At 38.7% G+C, this 22,284-nt stretch carries 16 protein-coding genes and 3 pseudogenes; 17 read left to right on the forward strand and 2 right to left on the reverse strand.

The features are described 5' to 3' along the window. From QL998_RS00005 to trpS, 4 genes and pseudogenes are all read left to right on the forward strand, one after another. Positions 1-183 (forward strand): annotated as a pseudogene (locus QL998_RS00005) (ISAs1 family transposase); the annotation flags it as partial. A gap of 87 nt (positions 184-270) precedes the next feature. Continuing rightward, positions 271-954, forward strand: a complete 684-nt coding sequence (gene rpe / locus QL998_RS00010; RefSeq protein WP_007586288.1) for a ribulose-phosphate 3-epimerase — start codon at positions 271-273, stop codon at positions 952-954. Continuing rightward, positions 954-1,619, forward strand: coding sequence for a phosphoglycolate phosphatase (locus tag QL998_RS00015; RefSeq protein ID WP_290191861.1), 666 nt, complete (start codon positions 954-956; stop codon positions 1,617-1,619). Before rpe ends, QL998_RS00015 begins: the two co-directional genes overlap by 1 nt. A 32-nt stretch (positions 1,620-1,651) precedes the next feature. Continuing rightward, entirely contained in the window at positions 1,652-2,656 is a 1,005-nt protein-coding gene (gene trpS, locus QL998_RS00020; protein ID WP_290191862.1) for a tryptophan--tRNA ligase, read from the forward strand. Between the two features lie 132 nt (positions 2,657-2,788). Here trpS and uvrA read toward each other — a convergent pair whose 3' ends face one another. Continuing rightward, positions 2,789-5,614, reverse strand: coding sequence for an excinuclease ABC subunit UvrA (gene uvrA, locus QL998_RS00025; protein ID WP_290191863.1), 2,826 nt, complete (start codon positions 5,612-5,614; stop codon positions 2,789-2,791). A 162-nt stretch (positions 5,615-5,776) separates the two neighbouring features. Between uvrA and QL998_RS00030 the strand changes: the two genes are divergently transcribed. The 6 genes and pseudogenes from QL998_RS00030 (at position 5,777) to QL998_RS00055 (ending at position 13,187) form a co-directional block, all read left to right on the forward strand. Next, a complete protein-coding gene (locus QL998_RS00030) occupies positions 5,777-7,144 on the forward strand; it encodes an MFS transporter (RefSeq protein WP_149602041.1) in 1,368 nt (455 codons plus the stop codon). Positions 7,145-7,164: 20 nt separating this feature from the next. Then, positions 7,165-7,881, forward strand: coding sequence for a single-stranded DNA-binding protein (gene ssb / locus QL998_RS00035; RefSeq protein WP_024598062.1), 717 nt, complete (start codon positions 7,165-7,167; stop codon positions 7,879-7,881). Between the two features lie 244 nt (positions 7,882-8,125). Continuing rightward, positions 8,126-10,378, forward strand: coding sequence for an ATP-binding protein (locus QL998_RS00040; protein WP_290191864.1), 2,253 nt, complete (start codon positions 8,126-8,128; stop codon positions 10,376-10,378). Between the two features lie 33 nt (positions 10,379-10,411). Continuing rightward, positions 10,412-10,807: a response regulator gene (locus QL998_RS00045; RefSeq protein ID WP_290191865.1), complete on the forward strand. Its 396-nt coding sequence runs from the start codon at positions 10,412-10,414 to the stop codon at positions 10,805-10,807. 229 nt (positions 10,808-11,036) lie between these two features. Next, positions 11,037-11,318 (forward strand): annotated as a pseudogene (locus QL998_RS00050) (NAD(P)H-dependent oxidoreductase); the annotation flags it as partial. 180 nt (positions 11,319-11,498) lie between these two features. Then, positions 11,499-13,187, forward strand: coding sequence for an EAL domain-containing protein (locus QL998_RS00055; RefSeq protein WP_290191866.1), 1,689 nt, complete (start codon positions 11,499-11,501; stop codon positions 13,185-13,187). Positions 13,188-13,190: 3 nt separating this feature from the next. Here QL998_RS00055 and QL998_RS00060 read toward each other — a convergent pair whose 3' ends face one another. Continuing rightward, complete coding sequence (locus tag QL998_RS00060) at positions 13,191-14,099, reverse strand: pyridoxal-phosphate dependent enzyme (protein ID WP_290191867.1); 909 nt, start codon at positions 14,097-14,099, stop codon at positions 13,191-13,193. A 76-nt stretch (positions 14,100-14,175) separates the two neighbouring features. Here QL998_RS00060 and QL998_RS00065 point away from each other — a divergent pair, with 76 nt between their 5' ends. The 7 genes and pseudogenes from QL998_RS00065 (at position 14,176) to QL998_RS00095 (ending at position 22,283) form a co-directional block, all read left to right on the forward strand. Beyond that, on the forward strand, positions 14,176-14,706 hold the full coding sequence (locus QL998_RS00065; RefSeq protein ID WP_290191868.1) for a hypothetical protein: 531 nt from the start codon (positions 14,176-14,178) through the stop codon (positions 14,704-14,706). Positions 14,707-15,016: 310 nt separating this feature from the next. Beyond that, a pseudogene (locus QL998_RS00070) lies at positions 15,017-17,053 on the forward strand (DUF6701 domain-containing protein). A 121-nt stretch (positions 17,054-17,174) separates the two neighbouring features. Next, positions 17,175-19,223 carry a formylglycine-generating enzyme family protein gene (locus QL998_RS00075; RefSeq protein WP_182671030.1) on the forward strand — a complete coding sequence of 683 codons (2,049 nt, stop codon included), beginning with the start codon at positions 17,175-17,177 and terminating at the stop codon, positions 19,221-19,223. 133 nt (positions 19,224-19,356) lie between these two features. Beyond that, the gene (locus QL998_RS00080; RefSeq protein ID WP_007586338.1) at positions 19,357-20,400 is read left to right on the forward strand and encodes a rod shape-determining protein; all 1,044 of its coding nucleotides are present in this window, start codon (positions 19,357-19,359) and stop codon (positions 20,398-20,400) included. Beyond that, complete coding sequence (gene mreC, locus QL998_RS00085; RefSeq protein ID WP_173400216.1) at positions 20,400-21,242, forward strand: rod shape-determining protein MreC; 843 nt, start codon at positions 20,400-20,402, stop codon at positions 21,240-21,242. Before QL998_RS00080 ends, mreC begins: the two co-directional genes overlap by 1 nt. Beyond that, positions 21,235-21,714, forward strand: a complete 480-nt coding sequence (mreD, locus tag QL998_RS00090; protein ID WP_290191870.1) for a rod shape-determining protein MreD — start codon at positions 21,235-21,237, stop codon at positions 21,712-21,714. The genes mreC and mreD overlap by 8 nt, the downstream gene beginning before the upstream one ends. After that, the gene (locus QL998_RS00095; protein ID WP_290191871.1) at positions 21,714-22,283 is read left to right on the forward strand and encodes a Maf family protein; all 570 of its coding nucleotides are present in this window, start codon (positions 21,714-21,716) and stop codon (positions 22,281-22,283) included. The genes mreD and QL998_RS00095 overlap by 1 nt, the downstream gene beginning before the upstream one ends. Position 22,284: the final 1 nt, after the last annotated feature.

Consider the following 22,284-nt stretch of genomic DNA (forward strand, 5'->3'; position numbering starts at 1 on the left):
GATGAATCGAGAATACGCAAACTTCAAGGGCCATTAATGTTTAATGTAATGCGAAAGATAGCCATGGCGCTTTTTAAACAAGATGCATCTAAGTCAGCAAGTATGGCGAGGAAAAAGAAAATGGCAGGGCTAGACGATGATTACCGCTCAACCCTGCTAGAGTCTGGGATTAAAATGCGCTAGCCGTGGGGCTATTACGCCATATTACTTGGGTAACATCTTCAATTAAGTTACATTAACGCAATACACTATTTATTGATGGAGTTAATCATGTTTAACCCAGAGCAAAAATATTTAATAGCCCCTTCTATTTTGTCTGCTGATTTTGCAAAACTAGGCGAAGATGTTGATAAAGTACTCGAAGCGGGCGCTGACGTGGTTCACTTTGATGTAATGGATAATCACTATGTACCTAATCTCACAATTGGTCCTATGGTGTGTAAAGCACTCAGAGATTACGGCATTACAGCACCTATCGACGTACATTTAATGGTTAAGCCTGTAGATAGTCTTATTCCATTGTTTGCAGAGGCTGGCGCATCAATTATTACTTTTCATCCAGAAGCCAGTGAGCACGTCGATCGTACAATACAGTTAATAAAAGATCACGGCTGTAAAGCAGGCTTAGTGTTTAACCCTGCTACAAGCTTAAGTTATTTAGATCATGTTATTGATAAGCTAGATACCATTTTACTTATGTCGGTTAACCCAGGTTTTGGCGGGCAAAGCTTTATCCCTCATACGCTTGAAAAATTACGCCAAGCTAAGCAACGCATTATTGAATCGGGTCGAGATATTCGCTTAGAGGTTGATGGTGGCATTAAAGTCGATAACATTGCAGCAGCAGCACAAGCAGGCGCTGATATGTTTGTTGCAGGCTCAGCTATTTTTAACCAACCAGATTACAAAGTTGTGATTGATCAAATGCGTGAGCAGCTTGGAAGTGTTAAGTAATGAAATACGATATAGCCTTATTTGATTTAGATGGTACCTTAGTTGATAGCGTTTACGACTTGTATATTGCTATTAACCTAACCTTGAGTGACCTCGCTTTTCCTATTGTTAGCCAACGCTTGGTCGAAAGCTGGATCGGTAATGGGGTTGAAGTCCTCGTTAAACGCGCTTTGAGTGGTGATATGCAAGTGAGTGAGCATCTAGATGAGTCACTTAGTAGTAAAGCAATATTACAGTTTTATAAGCACTATGAACAACAAGTTGGTGAGTATAGTGTTTTGTACCAACATGTAGAAACCGGGCTTGCAGCACTTCGTGGTATGTCTAAAGCACTAATCACTAATAAGTCTCGAATATTTACAGAAAAACTACTTGATAAACTAGCGCTAACGAGTCATTTCGATGTGATTGTATGCGGTGACGATATGGTAAAAAAACCATCGCCAGAGCCATTGCTATTTGCTTGCAAAAAACTTAATGCGGAGCCTAATAAAGCAATAATGATAGGTGATTCTAAAAGCGATATACTTGCAGCTAAAGCCGCTAATATAGACGTAATTGCACTTAGTTATGGCTATAACCAAGGTGAAAATCTTAAGGATTATAATCCACAGTACCTATGTGATAACTTCTTAGATATAATACCTGTTCTAACGCAGCGTTAAATATTATTAATTAAGCTAAATAAAGGAAAATCATGAGTAAACCAGTAGTATTAAGTGGCATGCAGCCAACCGGTGGTATGACAATAGGCAACTATGTTGGCGCTATTAACCAGTGGGTTAAGCTACAGGAAGAATGTGATAGCTACTTTATGCTTGCAGATTTGCATGCGATTACGGTACGCCAAGACCCTGAATTACTTCGCGCTCGCGTACTGGATGGAGTTGCGTTATATACAGCATGTGGTATCAATCCGGAAAAATCTGCATTATTTGTACAATCTCAAGTGCCTGAGCATGCTCAACTTGGTTGGGTTTTAAACTGTTATGCGCAAATGGGTGAGCTTAATCGTATGACGCAGTTTAAAGATAAGTCAGCAACACATGCCAATAATATTAATGTGGGGTTATTTGCTTATCCAGCTTTGCAAGCGGCTGATATTTTATTATATCAAGCAGATAAAGTGCCAGTAGGAGATGATCAAAAACAACATCTTGAATTAACGCGCGATATTGCTACACGATTTAATAATGTATATGGCGACATTTTTACGCTACCAGAGCCGTACATTCCTGAGTTTGGCGCTCGCGTAATGAGTCTGCAAGATCCACTTAAAAAAATGTCTAAGTCTGACGAAAACCCAAATGGTTTTATAGTGATGCTAGACGAGCCTAAAAAGATTGAGAAAAAACTTAAAAAAGCAGTAACAGATTCAGATGAGCAAGCGCGCATCTATTTTGATCGCACAGAAAAACCAGGCGTTTCAAACTTGCTTACTTTATTGAGTGTTGCAACTAAGCGCTCAATTGAAGACTTAGTGCCAGAGTATGAAGACAAAATGTATGGTCACTTGAAGAAAGACACTGCCGATGCAGTAGTAAGTATGTTAGAGCCAATTCAAGCACGTTTTAAAGAGATCAGAGAAGATCAAAACCTACTTAATAGCATAATGAAATCAGGTGCTGAAAAAGCCAGTGTACGTGCTGAGAAAACATTGAAATCGGTATACGACGCACTTGGGTTTATACCTCGCGGTTAAATTATATATAAATTTAAACACAAAAAATGCTGATTAATTGAGTTATATTTTATATAGAAGCTTATTTGCCCGCCACTTTATAACTCTAAAGTACTTAACACCGACTTTCCTTATGGTGGGTAAGCAAAACCTCTATTTACTTAATAGAGGTTTTAGGTAATGCCCAGTATGTGAACGCTCACATTCGGCTACTTCTTCTGGTGTACCGGCAATGAGTATTTCACCACCGCCTGCTCCGCCTTCAGGTCCTAAATCGATAACCCAGTCTGCTGTTTTAATAACATCGAGGTTGTGCTCAATAACAACAATTGTATTGCCGTGATCGCGCAGGCGATGAAGTACGACAAGCAGCTGTTCAATATCAGCAAAGTGTAAGCCTGTTGTTGGCTCATCTAATATGTAGAGCGTTTTACCAGTATCACGCTTTGATAGCTCCCGCGCTAATTTTACACGTTGCGCCTCACCACCAGAGAGAGTAGTAGCGGCTTGACCTAAACGAACATACGACAAACCAACGTCCATTAGGGTTTTAAGCTTACGGGCAATAGCCGGTATTTTGTCAAAATACTCATGCGCGTCTTCAACAGTCATCTCAAGTACTTGGTGTATGTTTTTACCTTTGTATTGGACTTCGAGTGTTTCACGGTTATAGCGTTTGCTCTTACACACATCACACGGTACATACACATCAGGTAAAAAGTGCATTTCAACTTTAATTAAGCCGTCACCTTGGCACGCTTCACAGCGTCCGCCTTTAACGTTAAAACTAAAGCGACCTACTTTGTAGCCACGTGAACGCGCTTCTTGTGTACCTGCAAATAACTCACGAATGCCGGTAAATATACCTGTGTAGGTTGCCGGATTTGAACGCGGAGTACGACCAATCGGGCTTTGATCAATATCGATCACTTTATCAAAATGATCTAAACCGCTAATTGATTTATACGGTGCCGCTTCGGCAGTGGTTGCGCCATTTAGCTCTGTATGAGCAAGTTTAAATAAAGTGTCGTTTATTAGCGTTGATTTACCCGAGCCCGATACACCTGTCACACAGGTCATTAAACCAAATGGGATTTTTAAATCCACATTTTTAAGGTTATTACCCGTTGCGCCAAATAGCTCTAGCCATTTGTCGTTCGTTGGGTGACGCTCTTTTGGTATTTCTATTTTACGTACGCCTGATAAAAATTGGCCCGTAACAGATTCTTTGCTTGCTAAAATATCGTCGCGCGTACCTTGAGCAATAATATGCCCACCATGAACACCCGCACCTGGGCCAATATCAATAATATGATCTGCAGCACGAATAGCATCTTCATCGTGCTCTACCACAATAACGGTGTTACCTAAGTCGCGCAAATGGACCAATGTTTGTAATAAACGGTCGTTATCGCGTTGATGTAATCCAATAGATGGCTCATCTAGTACGTACATTACACCTACAAGACCGGCACCAATTTGACTGGCTAAGCGGATACGTTGAGCCTCACCACCTGATAATGTATCGGCGCTACGTTCAAGTGATAAATAATTTAGGCCAACGTTAATTAAAAACGATAAGCGGTCGCGAATTTCTTTTAATATTTTTTCAGCTATTTGGCCTTTTTGTCCGGTTAACTCTAAACCTTCAAAAAATTCCATGGCTTCACCAATACTCATGCATGTGATTGCAGGTAAGTTGGTTTGTCCAATAAATACATTTCGAGATTCTTCGCGTAAGCGCGAGCCATGACAGCTAGGACACGCTTGGCTTGTTTGGTATTTAGCAAGTTCTTCGCGTACAGAGTTTGACTCGGTCTCGCGGTAGCGGCGATTCATGTTATTTAAAACGCCTTCAAACTCGTGATTACGCGTAATTAAATCGCCACGGTCGTTACGGTAATTAAACGCAATTTTAGTGCTACCAGAGCCATCTAAAATAATTTTTTTCGAGTCGCTGTCTAAATCTTGATAAGGTACATCTAAATTAAAACTATAATGCTCAGCAACGGCTTGTAGCATTTGATAGTAATAAAAGCTGCGTTTATCCCAGCCTTTAATTGCACCGCCAGCAAGGCTTAACTCTGGGTTATGCACTACGCGATTAGGATCAAAATATTGACGTATACCTAAACCATCACAGGTTTGGCACGCACCAGCAGGGTTATTAAACGAAAACAAACGCGGTTCTAGTTCAGTCATTGCATAGCCACAAGTAGGGCAGGCAAAGTTTGCTGAAAATAGAATTTCTTCAGCGCTGCTATCATCCATGTATGCTACATGTGCCACGCCATTAGACATTTCAAGTGCGGTTTCGAACGATTCTGCTAGGCGTTGTTGTAAGCCATCTTTTACTTTAAATCTGTCTACAACTACTTCTATAGTATGTTTTTTATGAAGCTCAAGTGTTGGTGGATCAGACAAGTCACATACTTCACCATCTATACGGGCGCGAATATAACCTTGGCTCGATAGCTGTTCTAATAACTTAACATGCTCACCTTTACGCTCTTTTACTATAGGCGCAAGCAGCATTAATTTACTGCCCTCAGGCAGTGCCAAAACAGTATCTACCATTTGGCTCACTGTTTGCGCAGCAAGTGGTAAATTATGTGTAGGGCATCGTGGTTCGCCAACGCGGGCAAACATAAGTCGTAAGTAATCGTAAATTTCGGTAATAGTACCCACAGTTGATCGTGGGTTATGAGACGTTGATTTTTGCTCAATAGAAATTGCAGGAGAGAGGCCTTCGATGTGATCCACATCAGGCTTTTCCATAAGCGATAAAAATTGTCTTGCATACGCAGAGAGTGATTCAACATACCGGCGTTGTCCTTCTGCATAAAGTGTATCAAATGCAAGTGATGACTTCCCCGAACCAGATAGACCAGTAATAACTATTAATTTATCACGTGGGATGGTTAGGCTGATGTCTTTTAAATTATGCGTACGGGCGCCTCGGACTTCAATGTTTTCCATGCTATCTCGTTTATTACCAAAATTATTTACTCAGTATCGCATAATACGAAGCAATATTAATCCTTGATCAATGAAAAATCCTTACTTATAGGCGATTAATTATTGCTACGCTTATGGTAGAATCCCAACCTCAATTTTTCATAGAGTAAGATCACGCAGATAATGACCGCATCTTCACTTAATTCACGAGAAAAACGCGCCGCTGTATCACTGGCGAGTGTGTTTGCATTTAGAATGCTCGGCTTGTTTATGCTGATGCCTGTATTGGCTATTTATGGACAATCGCTTGAAGGTTTTTCGCCTATTTGGATTGGTTTTGCCATTGGTGCGTATGGTTTAACGCAAGCTGTACTACAAATACCTATGGGTCGATTATCCGATAAGATTGGTCGTAAAAAGGTTATTGTTGGTGGCTTAGTTGTATTTGCTATTGGCTCTGTCGTTGCTGCATTAGCTGACTCTATCCAAATGGTTACCGTAGGCCGTGCTTTACAAGGTATGGGCGCAATAGCCAGTGCGCTACTCGCGTTTGCTTCAGATTTAAGCCGCGATGAGCAACGACCAAAAGTAATGGCCGTTATTGGTATGAGCATAGGAATGAGCTTTGCCTTTGCTATGTTACTTGGGCCAATTGTTGCAGCTTCGTGGGGTATTGCTGGTGTATTTTGGTTGACTGCTATTTTAGCTGTCTTTGGTATATTTATAGTGACCATGCTAGTGCCAAAGGCGGTAAATAAAGCGCCCAAAGGCGATACATTAGCAAGCTTCAGCGACATTAAAAAATTAATTAAACACCCTCAGTTAGCACGATTAAATGCAGGTGTATTGTTATTGCATTTAACGCTAACCACAATTTTTGTGGTACTGCCGAGCCAATTAATTAAAGATGGCTTGGTTGCCGACCATCACTGGTATTTGTATATTCCAGTGCTATTTTTAGCATTTTTATTAATGGTACCAATAATGATTGTGGCCATTAAAAAAGAGAAAGAAAAACAAGCATTTATTGGCTCAGTAGCCTTGTTAACTATTAGTATGTTAGCAATGTCGGTATGGGTTAATAGTGTAGTAGGCATTGCTGTGTGTATGCTGCTTTATTTTGTGGCGTTTAACTTTTTAGAGGCCACTATGCCTGCGCTTGTATCGCGAATAGCACCTGCAAGCCAAAAAGGTTCAGCAATGGGTGGCTACTCATCTAGTCAGTTTTTAGGCGCCTTTTTGGGCGGTATGTTAGGTGGCTATGTAGCACAAACTACAACGACGCAAGCTGTGTTTGCGGCAGCGGCACTTGTTGGGTTAATATGGCTTATTATTGCGTGGAAAATGCAAGTCCCACCCAAAAGTAAAGTTATTAGTTTAATGACTAAATTAGATTCTGAAGAGCATGCTCAAGTACTTGCTTCTCAGTTAGTTGCTTTACCAGGTGTAATAGAAGCAACTGTAGTTCGCGATGAAAGTCGCAGCTATTTAAAGATTAATGATAAAGAATTTGACCTAGACCAAGCGCGTAAAGTCGCTGGTTTAATCTAACATTTATAGGAGATGGTTCCATGGCACGCGGTGTGAACAAAGTAATTTTGGTTGGTAATTTAGGGCAAGATCCTGAAGTTCGTTATATGCCTAACGGCAACGGTGTAGCAAATATTACCCTAGCAACTTCGGATAGCTATAAAGATAAAAACACTGGCCAAATGGTTGATAAAACTGAGTGGCATCGTGTTGTATTCTTTGGCAAATTAGCTGAAATTGTTGGTGAATATTGTCGTAAAGGTTCACAAATTTATGTTGAAGGTAAACTTCAAACACGTAAGTGGACCGATCAACAAGGCCAAGAAAAATACACAACTGAAATTGTAGTTGACGGATTTACAGGTCAAATGCAAATGCTTGGCGCACGCGGTGGCGATCAGCAAAGCGGTGGTTATCAAGGTAATCAAGGCGGCCAACAAGGTGGTGGTTACCAAGGTAATCAGCCGCAAGGTGGCCAACAAAGTGGTGGTTACGGTCAAAATAACCAAGGTCAAGGCGCACAGCAAGGTGGCTACAATCCACAGCAACAAGCCGCACCAGCAGCACAACCAAAACCGGCTCCAGCACCACAGCAGCAAAGTAATCAATATCAGCCGCAAGGTGGTTATGCACCACAGCAAAAAAGTGCACCACAACAGCAAGGTGGCTTCGCTCCTAAACCGCAAAACGCCCCGCAAGGTGGTGCATCAAACCCAATGGAACCGACCATTGATTTTGACGACGATATCCCATTCTAGTTTTCCAACTTTTACAGTGTAAAGATTTATTATAGAAAAGCCCCGTTCATACGGGGCTTTTTTATGCGGGTTGTTTAGCGAGGGCACCCAAGAACTATCAATGAATATCGTCATTAAGCAATAAAATGAAATAGTATTAGTAAGTATGTTAAATTATGGTGAAATTTACATTATCTTTAATTGATATGTATATCGTTAACACTTACCATTAAAAGACTTTTACCTTAATTACACAATGAGAAACATGAAAACTAATATCTTATTTTTATTTCTTGTTTTTCAATTTTTGAGTCCAATTTCAAACGCTCAATCTTCTTCAAATGTTACTCATGTTTTATTTATAAATTCAACAAACCAAGATATGCCTTGGCACAAAAGTGTTGATTCTGGACTGCGTAAAAAACTTATAGAACGTTCTTTTAGTTATGAACTCTTCGTTGAAAATATGGATGTAAACCGCTTTGATGAAGCAAATCAAAAACAGTTAATGAAGGACTACCTTAAGCAAAAATATAAAAATAAGCACATAGATATCATTGTTACTCAGTCGCCTTCTGCAGCTGTACTTTTATCGCAATTAGATGATTTTTTTATAAATGCTCCAAGAATATATTTAGAACCAGGCGCTCAATTTAGTTTACCTGAAAGCACCAATGGAGCAGTGATCCAAGCTAAATTAGACTACGCGCAAGCAACAGCAAGCGCTGTTAATTTAATGAAGCCTAAAAAATTAATCGTTATATTAGATACAAAAAATGATATTGGGATGAGCTTTTATCGAGGGCTATTTTCGGTTATTAACCGTGACTTTTCGTATTTAGACGTAGAAAAGTGGTTTGATCTTTCAATGCCAGAGCTACTCACTAGAATAAAAAATGCGCCAGATGATTCAATTATATTGTTTACACCCATTTTCAGGTATTACGATAATAAATCTCTTAGCCCTTATCAGCTAGTAGAGCGATTAGCTGAAGTAAGTTCAGCGCCCGTTTTTAGTTATTGGGAGGTACTATTAGGTTCAGGTGTTGTTGGTGGGTATGTGTTGTCGGGTGAAAAAATAGGCGCACGTATTGCCGATTCGATAATTTTATACAATGAAAATAAAAGTCTAAGTGCAATCAGTGGTGAAGAACTAAGTGTTTATGCTTACGATTGGCGTCAATTAAACAAGTTCGATATAGCTTCACAAAGCTTGCCAGAAAAGTCGATTATATCTTATTACGAGCCAACCTATTTTGAGCAAAATAAAACATTGATTTACAGCGCTACTGCGATTATCTGTATTCTTAGCAGCTTTTTAGTTTTCGTATTGTTTTTAAATCAACGCCGCATCCAACTTTTAAAAGAGCTTGATGAAGAAAAGCAAAGATTAGAGTCTCGCGTTGATCAGCGTACTGAAGAACTGTTGCAAGCCAAAGATGAGGCCGAAAAGCTGACATCCGCTAAGTCTGAATTTTTAGCAAATATGAGTCATGAAATTAGAACGCCTATGAGTGGGATTATTGGCTTAACCAACATTTTGCTAGAAAAAGGTTTGCCTGGGGAATATGAGCATTATTTAAATAAAATTAAATATTCTTCAGATCAACTCCTGGTGGTTATTAACGATATTTTAGACTTTTCAAAAATTGAGTCTGGAAATGTTAACCTTGAAGAATTTCCTTTTTCCGTAAATTCGGTTGTTGATTATATCAAAGCAACCTTCAATGAATTGGCCCAAAGTAAAGGGGTCACATTTGATATTAGCATTGATGAGGCAGTTAAACTGGACTTAATCGGCGATGTAGTGCGAATAAATCAGGTGCTGTTAAATTTATGCTCTAACGCAATTAAATTCACCCCTCACGGCACTGTATCGGTTTTAATTGAGTCAAGAAAGTTATTAGACGATCCGCAAAGTGTTTGCTTATATTTTACAGTTAAAGACTCAGGTATTGGCATCGCTGAGGATAATCTTAGCAATTTATTTGAATCATTTACTCAGGCAGATAGTTCTACAACTAGGAAGTTTGGTGGTACAGGGTTAGGTTTAACAATTAGTAAGCGTTTATGCCAATTGATGGGTGGTGATATAACGGTACACAGCACTCAAGGTGTGGGTAGTGAGTTTGTTGCTTCGGTCAAAGTTAAATTGAACAACCAAGCGTTGATTGATGATACGGCTAACCTAATCTTTACTGATCCGTTTGATGTATTAATTATAGATGATAATGAAGATGACCTTAAAGTAATTGAAAATCAGCTTACAGCTATGGGTTTAGTATGTACTGCGTGCTCGTCTGCTAAGCAAGCTATTGATATTATTGAACAGAATAAAGAAAAATTTAAAGTCATTATTGTCGATTGGATAATGCCAGCGATGAGTAGTGAAACATTTTTAACGCGTATTTATAATATTAATCCCCAGCTTTGCAATAATATAATTGTACTTACAAGGGATCATGAGGTTTTACTTAATGATGTGGCTAACAAAATAAATATAAACACAATTTTGTAAAAACCTGTTTATTCGAGTGTCTTGTATAAGGAGGTGAGCAGTAGAGTGTTAGGTTTTTTTAATGAAGTGCCTAAAGTAAATACTGTGAGTGAACAGTCGCTGGCGGGTATTAAAGTATTAGTTGTAGAAGATAATTCAATCAATCGACTAATAGTTACCAACATACTAGAAAATAGCGGCGCTCAGGTTTACTTAGTTGATAATGGATTAGAGTGCATCCAAACAGTAAAATTAGAGTCGTTTGATATAATTTTAATGGATATTCATATGCCTATCATGGACGGTGTTGAGGCGACTCAAATTATTCGTAATGATAGTGATGAAACTATCGCAAATATTCCAATAATTGCCTTAACAGCTAATGTTATGAAAGATGATTACACGATACTTATCTATTGGCATGAATGCTCATGTTGCAAAACCCATTAAAACACAAAAACTACGTGAAACTATAATTCGCTGTTTAAATAAATAGTTGCGCTATACATATAATTTAATATTTTTATCAAATACCTACCGCAATCCCTTCCATTGGCTTGAGCCGATTTTTTAATAACTTAAAAAGTTTATAAAATAGAATTTGACTCACGCGCTTTTGCATGTGAAATTTCATATATTCGATTTTTCGTATATTCATTTGGTAAAGGTTGAGTTATAAATGTCAGAAGTTAATGGGTTACCAAATACAAATAAAACACACAGCGTTGTTCCACATACTAAAAATTTTAACGTTAGTTTTTCTGAGCACAAACCTAAAATTTTATTGTGATATGGATCATTAAGAGCGCGTTCTTATAGCAAGTTGGTAATAGAGGAGAGTGCACGTTTATTAACGTATTTTGGTGCTGAGGTTAAAATTTTTAATCCTGAAGGTTTACCTCAAACTGATAGTGAAGATGAATCACACCCTAAAGTACAAGAGTTACGAGATTTAATGCTTTGTCGATGGCTTTCATCTATTTACAGAATAAAGGGCATAGCTGTTTATTTTTGTAAGCTCTCGTTTATTTGAGTGTTTTTTGTTTAGTGCTATTAATAAAAGTTTAAACTTAGTTTGCAACCTTGTGCTTCTATAGATATTGAACAACACTTTAGTTATTAATATAACGAGTGGCAGGCTATGCAAAAGAGTAAACTCTGGCTTTTAAAGTACTTCAAAGGTATCTCTTTTGTTCTGTTTCTGGTGATACTTATTAGTTTTAATTTCATTTTAAATGATGCATTACATCAAAAAGCACATGTTTCTGGACAGCAGTTTGTTAAGCGTGTTTACGAATTAAATTTATCCCCCTCTATAAATAATGAAGTGTTAGTCGCATTAGCTAAAAGTGAAGGCTTTAAGCTGGAGGTGCAAAATTCTTCAGATCACTTTAGAAACTTAGTAAATTTAGAACGCGAAGTTTTTACTTTTAAAACGTTAAGTTTGAGCCTTTATCACTATCCAGTGTGGGTAACACAAAGCTACTTATTTATATTTTTAAATTTGATTATATTAGGCGCTGCTAATTGGTCTTATCGCTGGTGGAGTCTGTTAAAAGTAAACCGTAAAGTAATGCTTAAAAATACAGTTATACAGCCGACTAAAATGATTCAACAAAGGCATAAAAATACTCAACTAATCGCACAGACAAAAAAATGTGATTTAAGTTCTTTGTATGGAGTTAATAGAGCATCACATAACTTATTTTTACTTATTAAGTGTGATTGTAGCTTTGATAAAAAAACAGATATAGAAGCCAATTTTAAAGTCTTAATTACTAAAAAATTAGCCGAACTTAAAAGTGTGTCGGTAAAAATACTAAACTCTAATTACTTAGCAGTTACCTTACCAAACATTTCTATTAGCGAGTTGAATAGCTACGTTGAAAAGCTTCATAAAAATGTGTTTTTAATATGTCAAAATCATCAAAAAAATATTACTCATAAAAATATTAAAATAGGTGCGTGTGATTATCAATTAAGCGCTGATCAAGTGGCGGTTTATAAGTTAGCAAAATCAGCACTCGTACTATCACAAAGCAGCCTATTGCGGCACTGCCACCGTTTAACGTTAAATCACTGCCAAGAAAAACACCTCTCTAGCAAACAGGTTATAGAAAACATTAAAAAGAATAAATTTATATTATTCTTTCAGCCTGTATTTGAACTCTCTAGTGGAGATATCCTGCAGCATGAAGCTCTTATTCGGGTTAGGCATAGCCAACTTGGTTTACTGGCCGCTCGTTATTTTATTAAACAGGTTTATAGTGATCAAGACGCTTTAATATTAGATAAAACTGTAATAACACAAGTCAAAAAGCTAATGCTCAGTGAGTCTTCGGCTTTAACTGTTAGTGTAAATCTACACCCTAAAAATTGGTTTAATACTGTATTTTGGGAGTGGTTAGCCAATCAAATGGCAGAGCTTAAGTTAAATGCTAAATTACAATTTGAAATAAGTGAGGCTGAATTTTTTACTTATAGAGAGTCGATAACTAATGCGCTTAATGTTATTAAAAAAGGGTATTCACATATTGTGATTGATAATGTAAAAAGTAGTGAGAAAGTAGCCATGCTAGTTGATTATAACCAAGTATGTGGACTTAAGTTATCTTACGAACTGGTTCATTTATTAAATGAAAAAATTCAAAATCAAAAGAAAATAAAAAAGATAGTCGAAGCCGCTAGTCTTTTAAATCTACCCGTATACGCGGTGGGCGTAGAGACTCAAAAAGAGCTACTTACGCTTACCAAATTGGGAGTGGTAGGAGCTCAAGGTTTTTACTTTTCAGAGCCGCTTCAAGAGTTTACGCAAGCGGTATTTAATTAAGGTCTAGATTAACCCTCTATATTTAAGCCCATTTAATCCTTGAAGCCCGCCGGTATGAACAGCAATAATTTTACTCCCAGATGGGAAATAATCTTGCTCAATAAGCTGCCACAATGCATACATCATTTTTCCGCTATAAATAGGCTCAAGTGGCAGATTATAAGTGTGGCCCATATCTTGGCAAAACTGCCATAACTCAGGTGAAAACTTACCATAACCCCCATCATGAAACTCTGTGAGTAATTGCCAGTTAGTTTGGTTATTAGCTTTAGCGCTCAGCTTTTTTATTTTTTCATTTAAATATTCAGCTTGTTTTAATACCGCTATACCAATAACTTGTGTTGTTGAAGCACTGCCTTCTATTAGTCCAGCAAGCGTGCCACCACTACCTGTAGGACAAACTAAGTAGCTATGTTCAGGTAAGCTTTGTACTAATTCTTTACACCCTAATAAAGCATGTTCATTTGTACCACCTTCAGGGATGATATAAGCGTTTGGAAAACGCTCTTGCAGAGCATTAAGGTATTCGGTGTCGTGACGTTTTCGATACTCTATACGATTAACAACATGTAGGTTCATACCACAATGTTTTGCAAACTGAATTGTCGGATTGTTGTTATCAAGTTCTGGTCCGCGGATAATTGCATGAGTTTTTATATTAAACTCTTTTCCCGCAGCTGCGCAGGCGTGAATATGGTTTGAGAATGCACCACCAAAAGTCAGAAGTTCTGTCTTATTTATCTTTTGCATGTACGCTAAATTATATTTTAATTTACGCCATTTATTGCCACTTATTAACGGATGAAGCAAATCATCACGTTTTATACCTAAATAAATATTTCTCTTTTTTAGAAACGAGCTATCTATTTGTTGTATTTGGTTATTTTCATCTATTTTGAATGTTTCATGCATTTTTTTGGTTTTCAATTTGGCAAAGTAGTTAAAATGTACGACACTTATTTCATACATAATTAACATTAGTAGCTATATGAAAGAAAAGCTGTTTTCGTGGTTAAATCGTAGTTTAGATCCAAATACAGCTATTGGTGTTGCAACTTACGCAGATACTGTTAACGCAGTATGTTTAAAAAAACAAAGCGACCGATGGATGGTTCACAGTTCTCACAGTGTTAATGTGTCTGAGCAAACTGATTATACCGCTGCAATTGTTGCTTGTACAAATGAGGTTTCTACTGATATTTGTGCCGTTAATTTAGTTATACCGCATTATTTTTATCAAATAGTGCAAATGGATAAACCAAATCTCAGCGATGAAGAAATAATTCAGTCACTCCCTTGGACTACAAAAGATTTAGTTGATATAGCCCCTGAAAATATTGTGGCTGATTTTATTGATTACCCAATAACACTCACAATGCAAAGCAGCAAAATGAATGTATTACTACGACGAGTTGCAGTTAAGTATGCTGGAAACAGAGTACAGAGTAACAGCGCCTACACGTATATTTTTAAAAGACACAACCTCACTATTATCAACTTCATTTTTGAATATAGGTAAAACAAATATAGTGGTCGAAACCGGCGCGTACTTGGCTATTTATGTGGATGGTGCGATTGCTATTGCAGCCGATGCCAATATTGCGGCCTATATTGTTGCCACTGGTGAGGTAAGAATCGCACAAAATGTAACGTATCAGGGGGCAATTACATCGGCTACTCAAATTATTACCGAAGGGAGCTCAACGTTTGACGCTCTACCAGTACCCGAAAGCATCCCTGGTTTTTGTGGTATTTATACACCAGAAACCCTAGATCATTATCGTTTAACAATCAGCGATAATAATGCTCTAACGTGTGAAGCTAAAGAGATGACACTCACAGCCTGCGCTAATGATGCCTGCGATTTATTATTTGCTGAGCCGTCTAGTTTAAACCTTTCTCCAGATAATAGTGGGCAACAAAGCTGGGTTACAGGAGAGAATATTAATTTTACAGGATCCGCGGTTGTCGAATTTGCTAAACGCACCACAGGCAGTGTTACATTTGGGTATAACACTGCAGAGCCTTCTGCACCTCTTCGTTGTTATATTGCAGGCAATAATGTTGGATTAAGCGGCTGTAAAGTTACGTTTTCTGATGCTGGATTTATTTTTAATAATGATACAGATGGAAATACTACCATTCCAACTCAGCTATCAGCAAAGCCTTCAAATACTGGATTTAATGCAAAAGCGTTATCTATCCAGGCGGTAAAAACTAATACCACTACGGGCGTATGCGAAGCGGCATTTCCCGCTGGTGGTGATGTGAGCTTAGATTTATCGTATACATGCAGCGCGGGTGCAAGTTGCTCTGATACGGTTTCACTTAGTAATAACAATAATACCTTTGCGGTAGAGCAAGCTTCTAAATCGTTCATACTAAACTTTGATAGTGAGTCTAAAGCTCCGATTGTTATAAATTATCCCGATGCAGGAAAGTTGAGTTTAAATGTAAATACCAATTTAATTTTAGACCCAGTCACTAATTTATCAGTAAATTTAACGGGGAGTTCAAATGAGTATGTTGTAAAGCCATTTGGATTAGCGATGGAAGTTGCAAGTGATGGTTATGCAACAGACGCTGATGGAAGTTTATTTAGATTAACTGGCGAAGCATTTGATTTAAAGATGAATGCGGTGCAATGGCAAACAGGGCAAGACACTAACAACGATGGTTACCCAGATAACTACAGCAATATAACAAATAACACCATTGCCAAGCACTTTATTACAGAGCAACCACTTGTAGAGGCATTACTTAAAGCGCCTACGCCAGGCGTTCAAGGTACGCTTGAAGCGATGAGCACTGTTGCCTTTAGTGACACAGGCAGTTTGAGTGAATCTATATCGCAGTATAATTACGACCAAGTTGGCATCATTGATTTAACAGCAGGTCTGCAAGATGCCGATTACTTTGGCGCGGGAGATGTAAAAGGTGAATTATATAATATTGGTCGTTTTGCACCTTCGCAGTTTCAGGTAGTGGGGGTTCAAGCTGCCGCACAATGCACGCAATACGGCAGTAATTTAACTTACCTTGATCAACCTTTTGAACTCGGCTTTACAGTACAAGCACTAAATCAAAATGGTGAGCTAATGGCTAATTATAAAGAGGGCTTTGATAAATCGAGTGTAGTCATTAATGCCGAAAATAATGAAGTGGCTAACTATGTACCCGCAACTAATTTTGCTAGCCGCTTAGTAAACCTAGGGAATAATAACTGGGGAGATATAAGCGACGGCCAATGGCAAATGAGTCAAATAAACACCACACTTCAAAGATTAGGTGTAGGGCAAGCAGACAGACCGTTCGCTATGGTCAGTTTAATGGCAACGCTTTCTAACATAGAAGGAGCAACGCTCATTGATGCAAATGATAAACCTAATACACAAACAGCATGTTCAGATGGCTGTAATAGTGTACGACTAAATACATTACCAATAGAGTTTAGGTTTGGACGTTTAGTACTTGGTAATAACGCAGGCTCCGATCTCGACCCTTTACTTATTCCTATGCAGGCTCAGTATTACAATGGCAGTGGATTTGTAAATAACGCTGAAGATAACTGTAGTGTATTTGATCATACCCAAATTACTCAAATATCACCTAACAGCCCGCAATTAGCCTATGAATATGGAACGGGTGTATCTGGCCAGTTAGAGGCGGGAGTGTATCCGGCAAACAATGGTATTTATGCACAGCCAAATGGTTTGGGTGAATTTACCTTAAAATATAATACTTATGATTGGTTAAAGTAGGATTGGCAGGGCGATGGAACATAGCTTGATCCTCGTACTATTTTACAATTTGGACGCTTTAGAGGAAATGATCGGGTTATTTACTGGCGTGAAACACGCGAATAGTTGTAAACTAAGATAATAATTGAACAAAGCTTGTGTTTTGTGCTGCAAGTACATAGCATAAGGCTTTAATTATAAAAAATAATAACGACCAAATAATTGCCGCTTTTTGGGACTGGAATATATGCGAATTACTCCTTTATCTCTGTTAATTTCAGCTAGTTTGTTAGCTAGTAGTGCATTTGCACAAGACACAGCTACAGTAACTGGAATTGAGTCAGAGATTAGTGTTAAACAGACAGAATACGATAACTCGACAAGAATACTTGAAAAACATCTTAAAGAAGAAAGTCAGTTACAAAATCAACTAGAGCTACTTCGTTCTCGTTCTACAGAGCTAGATAAAGAAAAAAACCAAGCGCTCGATGCGATGAACGAAATGTACCGTCGTTTAATTGACGATCCCACTATTAATATTAGTGCGGCTCAATCACGCTATCAAAAAGCGGTGATTGATCATAAGCAAAACAAAGATGATATTTCTATGCAGTTGGCGGCAATTGCATCCCACCGTAAAGATATAGAGCAAATTCGTGTTGCTAAACATACGCTTTTAAATACTTTAGAGAGCTTAAAAGAGCAGTTAACTACAGCCAGAGTAGAGCGTTTACGTAACGAGTTTACACGTGAAGGCACGCTTGAAGTTAACCATACGATTAACTGTAAGCGAACAGAAACGCTAGCAGCGTGTGAGCAACGCGGTCAGCAAATGGGGCTGCAAAAAGCAACTAAACGCTTTGTAGATCAAATATTTGCAAATCTAACAGAAGAGCGCATTGTTGAGCCAAAACGTAATTTGGCGGGCGCTCAAGTACAAATATTAAGTAGCCATGTAGTTAACAGTGCATTTAGCGGCCAAGGTAACTACAACGTCAACTTAAGCGTAACCATGCGCGGCGAAGTAAACAGTAGCCGTTTATGTAGCTTATTAAGCATTGATAACCGTTATTGTTCTGAGTACGGCACGCCACTTACAGCTGCTTATCAACCCGCGTATAACAATACATTTACTGATAGTCAGTTAACATTCAGTAATAGCGCGGATAATAGCAACACGGTGTCGGTTTCTCGTTTAGAGAAGCAGCCAGTACGTGATTATTCAGTTAAACCTGCATCGGCGAAAAAAGATTACCCTTCTATCCTTAATAAGAAGAAGGATCAATCAATAGAGCTGACATTACGATCAAACGTATACGACGATGAAGTGTTTATCGATGGTGTAAGCTTTGGCTCAACACGCTTGATCACACGTTTACCGCCGGGTATTCACAACATTGAAATACGTAAACTTGGCTATAAGCCTTATCAAGTTCGTGTTGATTTGAATAAAGCACAAACAATTAATGCAAATTTGGTAAAAAAGCCTAAGTCGATTGCTGCACCGACCTATACTCGAGAGCAACCAGAAGTAACAACACGCCAGGTTAGTGAAAACGTTAATGTATTAAATGCAAACGTTGAAACGCCGGTTGTCGTTATTCCTGCAGGCAAATTTAAAATGGGCGATATCAATGGCAATGGTTTAGCTAATGAACGTCCAGTAATTGAAAAAGTAATAGCAAATTCTTTCGCTATGCAAAGTAAAGAAGTAACCGTAGGTGCCTACGAAAAATTTGTAGCAAATACAGGTTATAAAACTCAAGCGGAAAAAAATAAAGGGTGTGCGTATTATTTAAATGGCGAACCAGTATGGGAAGCAAATTTAAATTGGCGTAATCCTGGTTTTGAGCAAGGCAGTGACTTTCCTGCTGTATGTTTAACTTATAACGATGCAAAAGCTTACGCTGAGTGGTTATCGGGTCAAACAGGACAGCAATTTCGTTTACCTAACGAAGTTGAGTGGGAATACGCAGCACGTGCAGGAACCGAAACAGAATACCCTTGGGGTAACGAAATTGGTAAAAACCTAGCTAACTGTGGTTGGTGTGGTAGTGAATGGTCAAATAGACGTGCATCACCAGTAGGTTCTTTTTCTCCAAATGCATTTGGATTATACGATACCGTAGGCAATGTATGGGAATGGACCGATAAAGAATCAGGTGAGTCTGATGTAGCAGTAAGAGGCGGAGCGTGGAATTTTGCACCAAGCCTTGCTCGTGCATCTACGCGTTTAATTTTAGCGCCTGATTTTAGATCTAACTACATTGGTTTTCGCTTAGTTCGCGAACGATAAACTCAATTAAGGAAGCTTTGCTTCCTTTTTTCACAAATTCACAAAGGCGCTGCGCTTTATATTGCTCATATAGTTGAGCATGTTAAAGTGAGGCAGCTAATATAAGAACGTATTTCAAAGGTCATCCAGCCTCATGTTTAAAAAACTCCGTGGTATTTTTTCTAACGATCTATCGATCGACTTGGGTACAGCCAATACCCTAATTTATGTAAAAGACGAAGGCATTGTATTAAATGAACCTTCTGTTGTTGCTATCCGCCAAGAGCGTGCTGGTGGACCTAAAAGTGTTGCATCTGTAGGTACAGAAGCAAAGCTTATGTTAGGTCGTACACCGGGTAATATAAAAGCGATTCGTCCAATGAAAGACGGTGTTATTGCTGACTTTTTTGTAACAGAAAAAATGTTACAACACTTCATTAAGCAAGTGCACAACAATAACTTTATGCGTCCAAGTCCGCGTGTACTAATTTGTGTACCGTGTGGTGCTACTCAAGTAGAAAAACGTGCAATACGTGAATCTGCAATGGGTGCAGGTGCTCGTGAAGTTTACTTAATTGAAGAACCAATGGCAGCAGCTATTGGCGCAGGTTTACCAGTATCAGAAGCAACAGGTTCTATGGTTGTTGATATTGGTGGTGGTACAACTGAAGTGGCTATTATTTCACTTAACGGTGTTGTTTACTCATCATCTGTTCGTATTGGTGGCGATAAGTTTGACGAAGCTATTATTAATTATGTACGTCGTAACTTTGGTAGCTTAATTGGTGAAGCGACAGCTGAAAATATTAAGCATCAAATTGGCTCTGCGTTCAAAACTGATGAGCCAATCGAAATTGAAGTGCGTGGTCGTAACCTTGCCGAAGGTGTTCCGCGTTCATTCACGCTTAACTCACACGAAATCCTAGAAGCTTTACAAGAGCCGTTAATGGGTATTGTGAGTGCAGTAATGGTTGCGCTTGAGCAATCACCACCAGAGCTGGCATCAGATATCTCTGCGCACGGCATGGTACTTACTGGCGGTGGTGCATTGTTAAAAGATTTAGACCGTTTATTAATGGAAGAAACGGGTATTCCGGTTGTTGTAGCTGATGATCCACTTACGTGTGTTGCGCGTGGTGGTGGTAAAGCATTAGAAATGATCGATGTTCATGGTGGTGACGTTTTTAGTTACGACTAATGAAATTAATGTTTGGACGCACAGTCTCTTTGCAACTGCGACTTTTTGTCGCAGTGCTTTTGAGTATCGTACTCATAGTTGGAGACAGATATACGCAAGGTGGTACCGTTGTTCGTACCAGCCTTAATACTCTAGTTAGCCCACTAATCTATGTTGCTAATTTACCCTACGAATTATTTAGCTTAAGTGCTAAAAGCCTGCATACGCGGGATCAACTTCTTACTGAAAACGAAGCGCTGAAAAAAAAGCAAATGCTACAAAGCGAGCAACTTCAGCAGTATCAATTTCTAGCCAGAGAAAATCAAAAACTGCGTGCCTTATTAGGCTCATCTGCAAAGCAATCAAATCGTAAAATAATTGCTCAGGTACTCTCTGTACATTCAAACCCGTATAGTCATCAGGTTGTTATTAACCGTGGTACAACTGACGGGCTTAGTGAAGGCCAAGCTGTAATTGATGAAATGGGTGTAGTAGGGCAGCTTACAAAGGTTGGTTCAACAACTTCACGCGTGCTACTAATGACCGACACCACACATGCCACACCTGTGCGTATACTTCGTAACGATGTACGAACGGTTGTTGAAGGCATAGGTAAAATTAACGTCGTTAAGCTCTCTCACGTTCCACACAGTTTAGATGTGCGAATTGGCGATGTGCTTGTTACATCGGGTTTAGGGGGGACATTTCCTGAAGGATACCCGGTGGCAGTAGTAACCGAAATAAATCGTGATGAAGGGCGACCGTTTGCACAAGTTTTTGCAGAACCTATTGCGCAACTAGATCGCATTCGTTTGCTGGTTATTTTATGGCGTAATCAACAGGAGCAAATCAGCGATGATTAACCGTTATTCATTGTTAATTGCGCTAAGCATCTTTTTTGCGTTAATAATGGCACTAATGCCACTTCCATTTTCGTTTGAGCCATTTAGACCTGACTGGGTTTTACTTGTACTTATGTATTGGTCGTTAGCAGTACCGCATCGTTTAAATATTGGTACTGCTTGGATTGTTGGTTTATTAATCGATTTGGCGTCTGGCTCACCGCTGGGCGTGAACTCGCTTACATTCTCAGTATGTATATTTATAACCGCAAGTAACTTTCAAAAAATTCGTAACTTTTCGCTTTGGCAACAAAGCTTATTAGTTGGTTTATTTTTAACGCTGTACCATTTAATGCAATTTTGGCTAAATCATTTTTTGTTAGATGTTTACTTTAATCCACAGTATTTATGGCCAGTAGCAACCGGAATGGTTAGCTGGTTTTGGGTTTTTTTACTGCTTCGTAAATATCGCAGACATTTTAGGATCAGGTAATGACTACCTCAATATATTTGGCATCAGCCTCTCCCCGTCGTAAAGAGTTATTAAGCCAATTAGGTGTCGAATTTACACAGTTTAGTGTTGATGCAGATGAAAGCCCACTTCCAAACGAGCAACCTAGAGCTCTTGTTGAGCGTTTAGCGCGCTTAAAAGCACAAAGCGGTGTTGAGCTTGGATATACTGATCGTCCTGTGCTTGGTAGTGATACCGTGGTTGTTATCGACAACGAATCACTGGGTAAACCTCGTGATAAAAACGATTTTACAAACACATTAAAACGCCTGTCAGGTAACACGCATCAAGTTCTTACCGCAGTTGCATTTGCGACGCAAAATGATGTGCTTAGCTGTGTTGCAAGCACAGATGTTACTTTTAAAACCTTAACAGATGAAGAAATTAATGCTTATTGGGAGTCAGGTGAGCCACAAGATAAAGCCGGTGGCTACGGTATCCAAGGTTTAGGCGGCCGCTTTGTAACTCACATTGCGGGTAGCTATTTTTCTGTTGTAGGCTTACCTTTATATGAAACCGAACAATTATTAAAAACATTCTTAAGAAGGTAAC

This window comes from Pseudoalteromonas sp. APC 3691 (assembly GCF_030408135.1).
GTDB lineage: Bacteria > Pseudomonadota > Gammaproteobacteria > Enterobacterales > Alteromonadaceae > Pseudoalteromonas.

Bases quoted from the DNA above. Each gene is read 5' to 3' on its own strand.
- rpe (WP_007586288.1), top strand. From the start codon at position 271: ATGTTTAACCCAGAGCAAAAATATTTAATAGCCCCTTCTATTTTGTCT.
- ssb (WP_024598062.1), top strand. From the start codon at position 7,165: ATGGCACGCGGTGTGAACAAAGTAATTTTGGTTGGTAATTTAGGGCAA.
- QL998_RS00095 (WP_290191871.1), top strand. From the start codon at position 21,714: ATGACTACCTCAATATATTTGGCATCAGCCTCTCCCCGTCGTAAAGAG.
- QL998_RS00060 (WP_290191867.1), bottom strand. From the start codon at position 14,099: ATGCATGAAACATTCAAAATAGATGAAAATAACCAAATACAACAAATA.
- QL998_RS00075 (WP_182671030.1), top strand. From the start codon at position 17,175: ATGCGAATTACTCCTTTATCTCTGTTAATTTCAGCTAGTTTGTTAGCT.
- QL998_RS00080 (WP_007586338.1), top strand. From the start codon at position 19,357: ATGTTTAAAAAACTCCGTGGTATTTTTTCTAACGATCTATCGATCGAC.
- QL998_RS00065 (WP_290191868.1), top strand. From the start codon at position 14,176: ATGAAAGAAAAGCTGTTTTCGTGGTTAAATCGTAGTTTAGATCCAAAT.
- QL998_RS00030 (WP_149602041.1), top strand. From the start codon at position 5,777: ATGACCGCATCTTCACTTAATTCACGAGAAAAACGCGCCGCTGTATCA.
- QL998_RS00015 (WP_290191861.1), top strand. From the start codon at position 954: ATGAAATACGATATAGCCTTATTTGATTTAGATGGTACCTTAGTTGAT.
- QL998_RS00055 (WP_290191866.1), top strand. From the start codon at position 11,499: ATGCAAAAGAGTAAACTCTGGCTTTTAAAGTACTTCAAAGGTATCTCT.
- QL998_RS00040 (WP_290191864.1), top strand. From the start codon at position 8,126: ATGAAAACTAATATCTTATTTTTATTTCTTGTTTTTCAATTTTTGAGT.
- trpS (WP_290191862.1), top strand. From the start codon at position 1,652: ATGAGTAAACCAGTAGTATTAAGTGGCATGCAGCCAACCGGTGGTATG.
- mreD (WP_290191870.1), top strand. From the start codon at position 21,235: ATGATTAACCGTTATTCATTGTTAATTGCGCTAAGCATCTTTTTTGCG.
- mreC (WP_173400216.1), top strand. From the start codon at position 20,400: ATGAAATTAATGTTTGGACGCACAGTCTCTTTGCAACTGCGACTTTTT.
- uvrA (WP_290191863.1), bottom strand. From the start codon at position 5,614: ATGGAAAACATTGAAGTCCGAGGCGCCCGTACGCATAATTTAAAAGAC.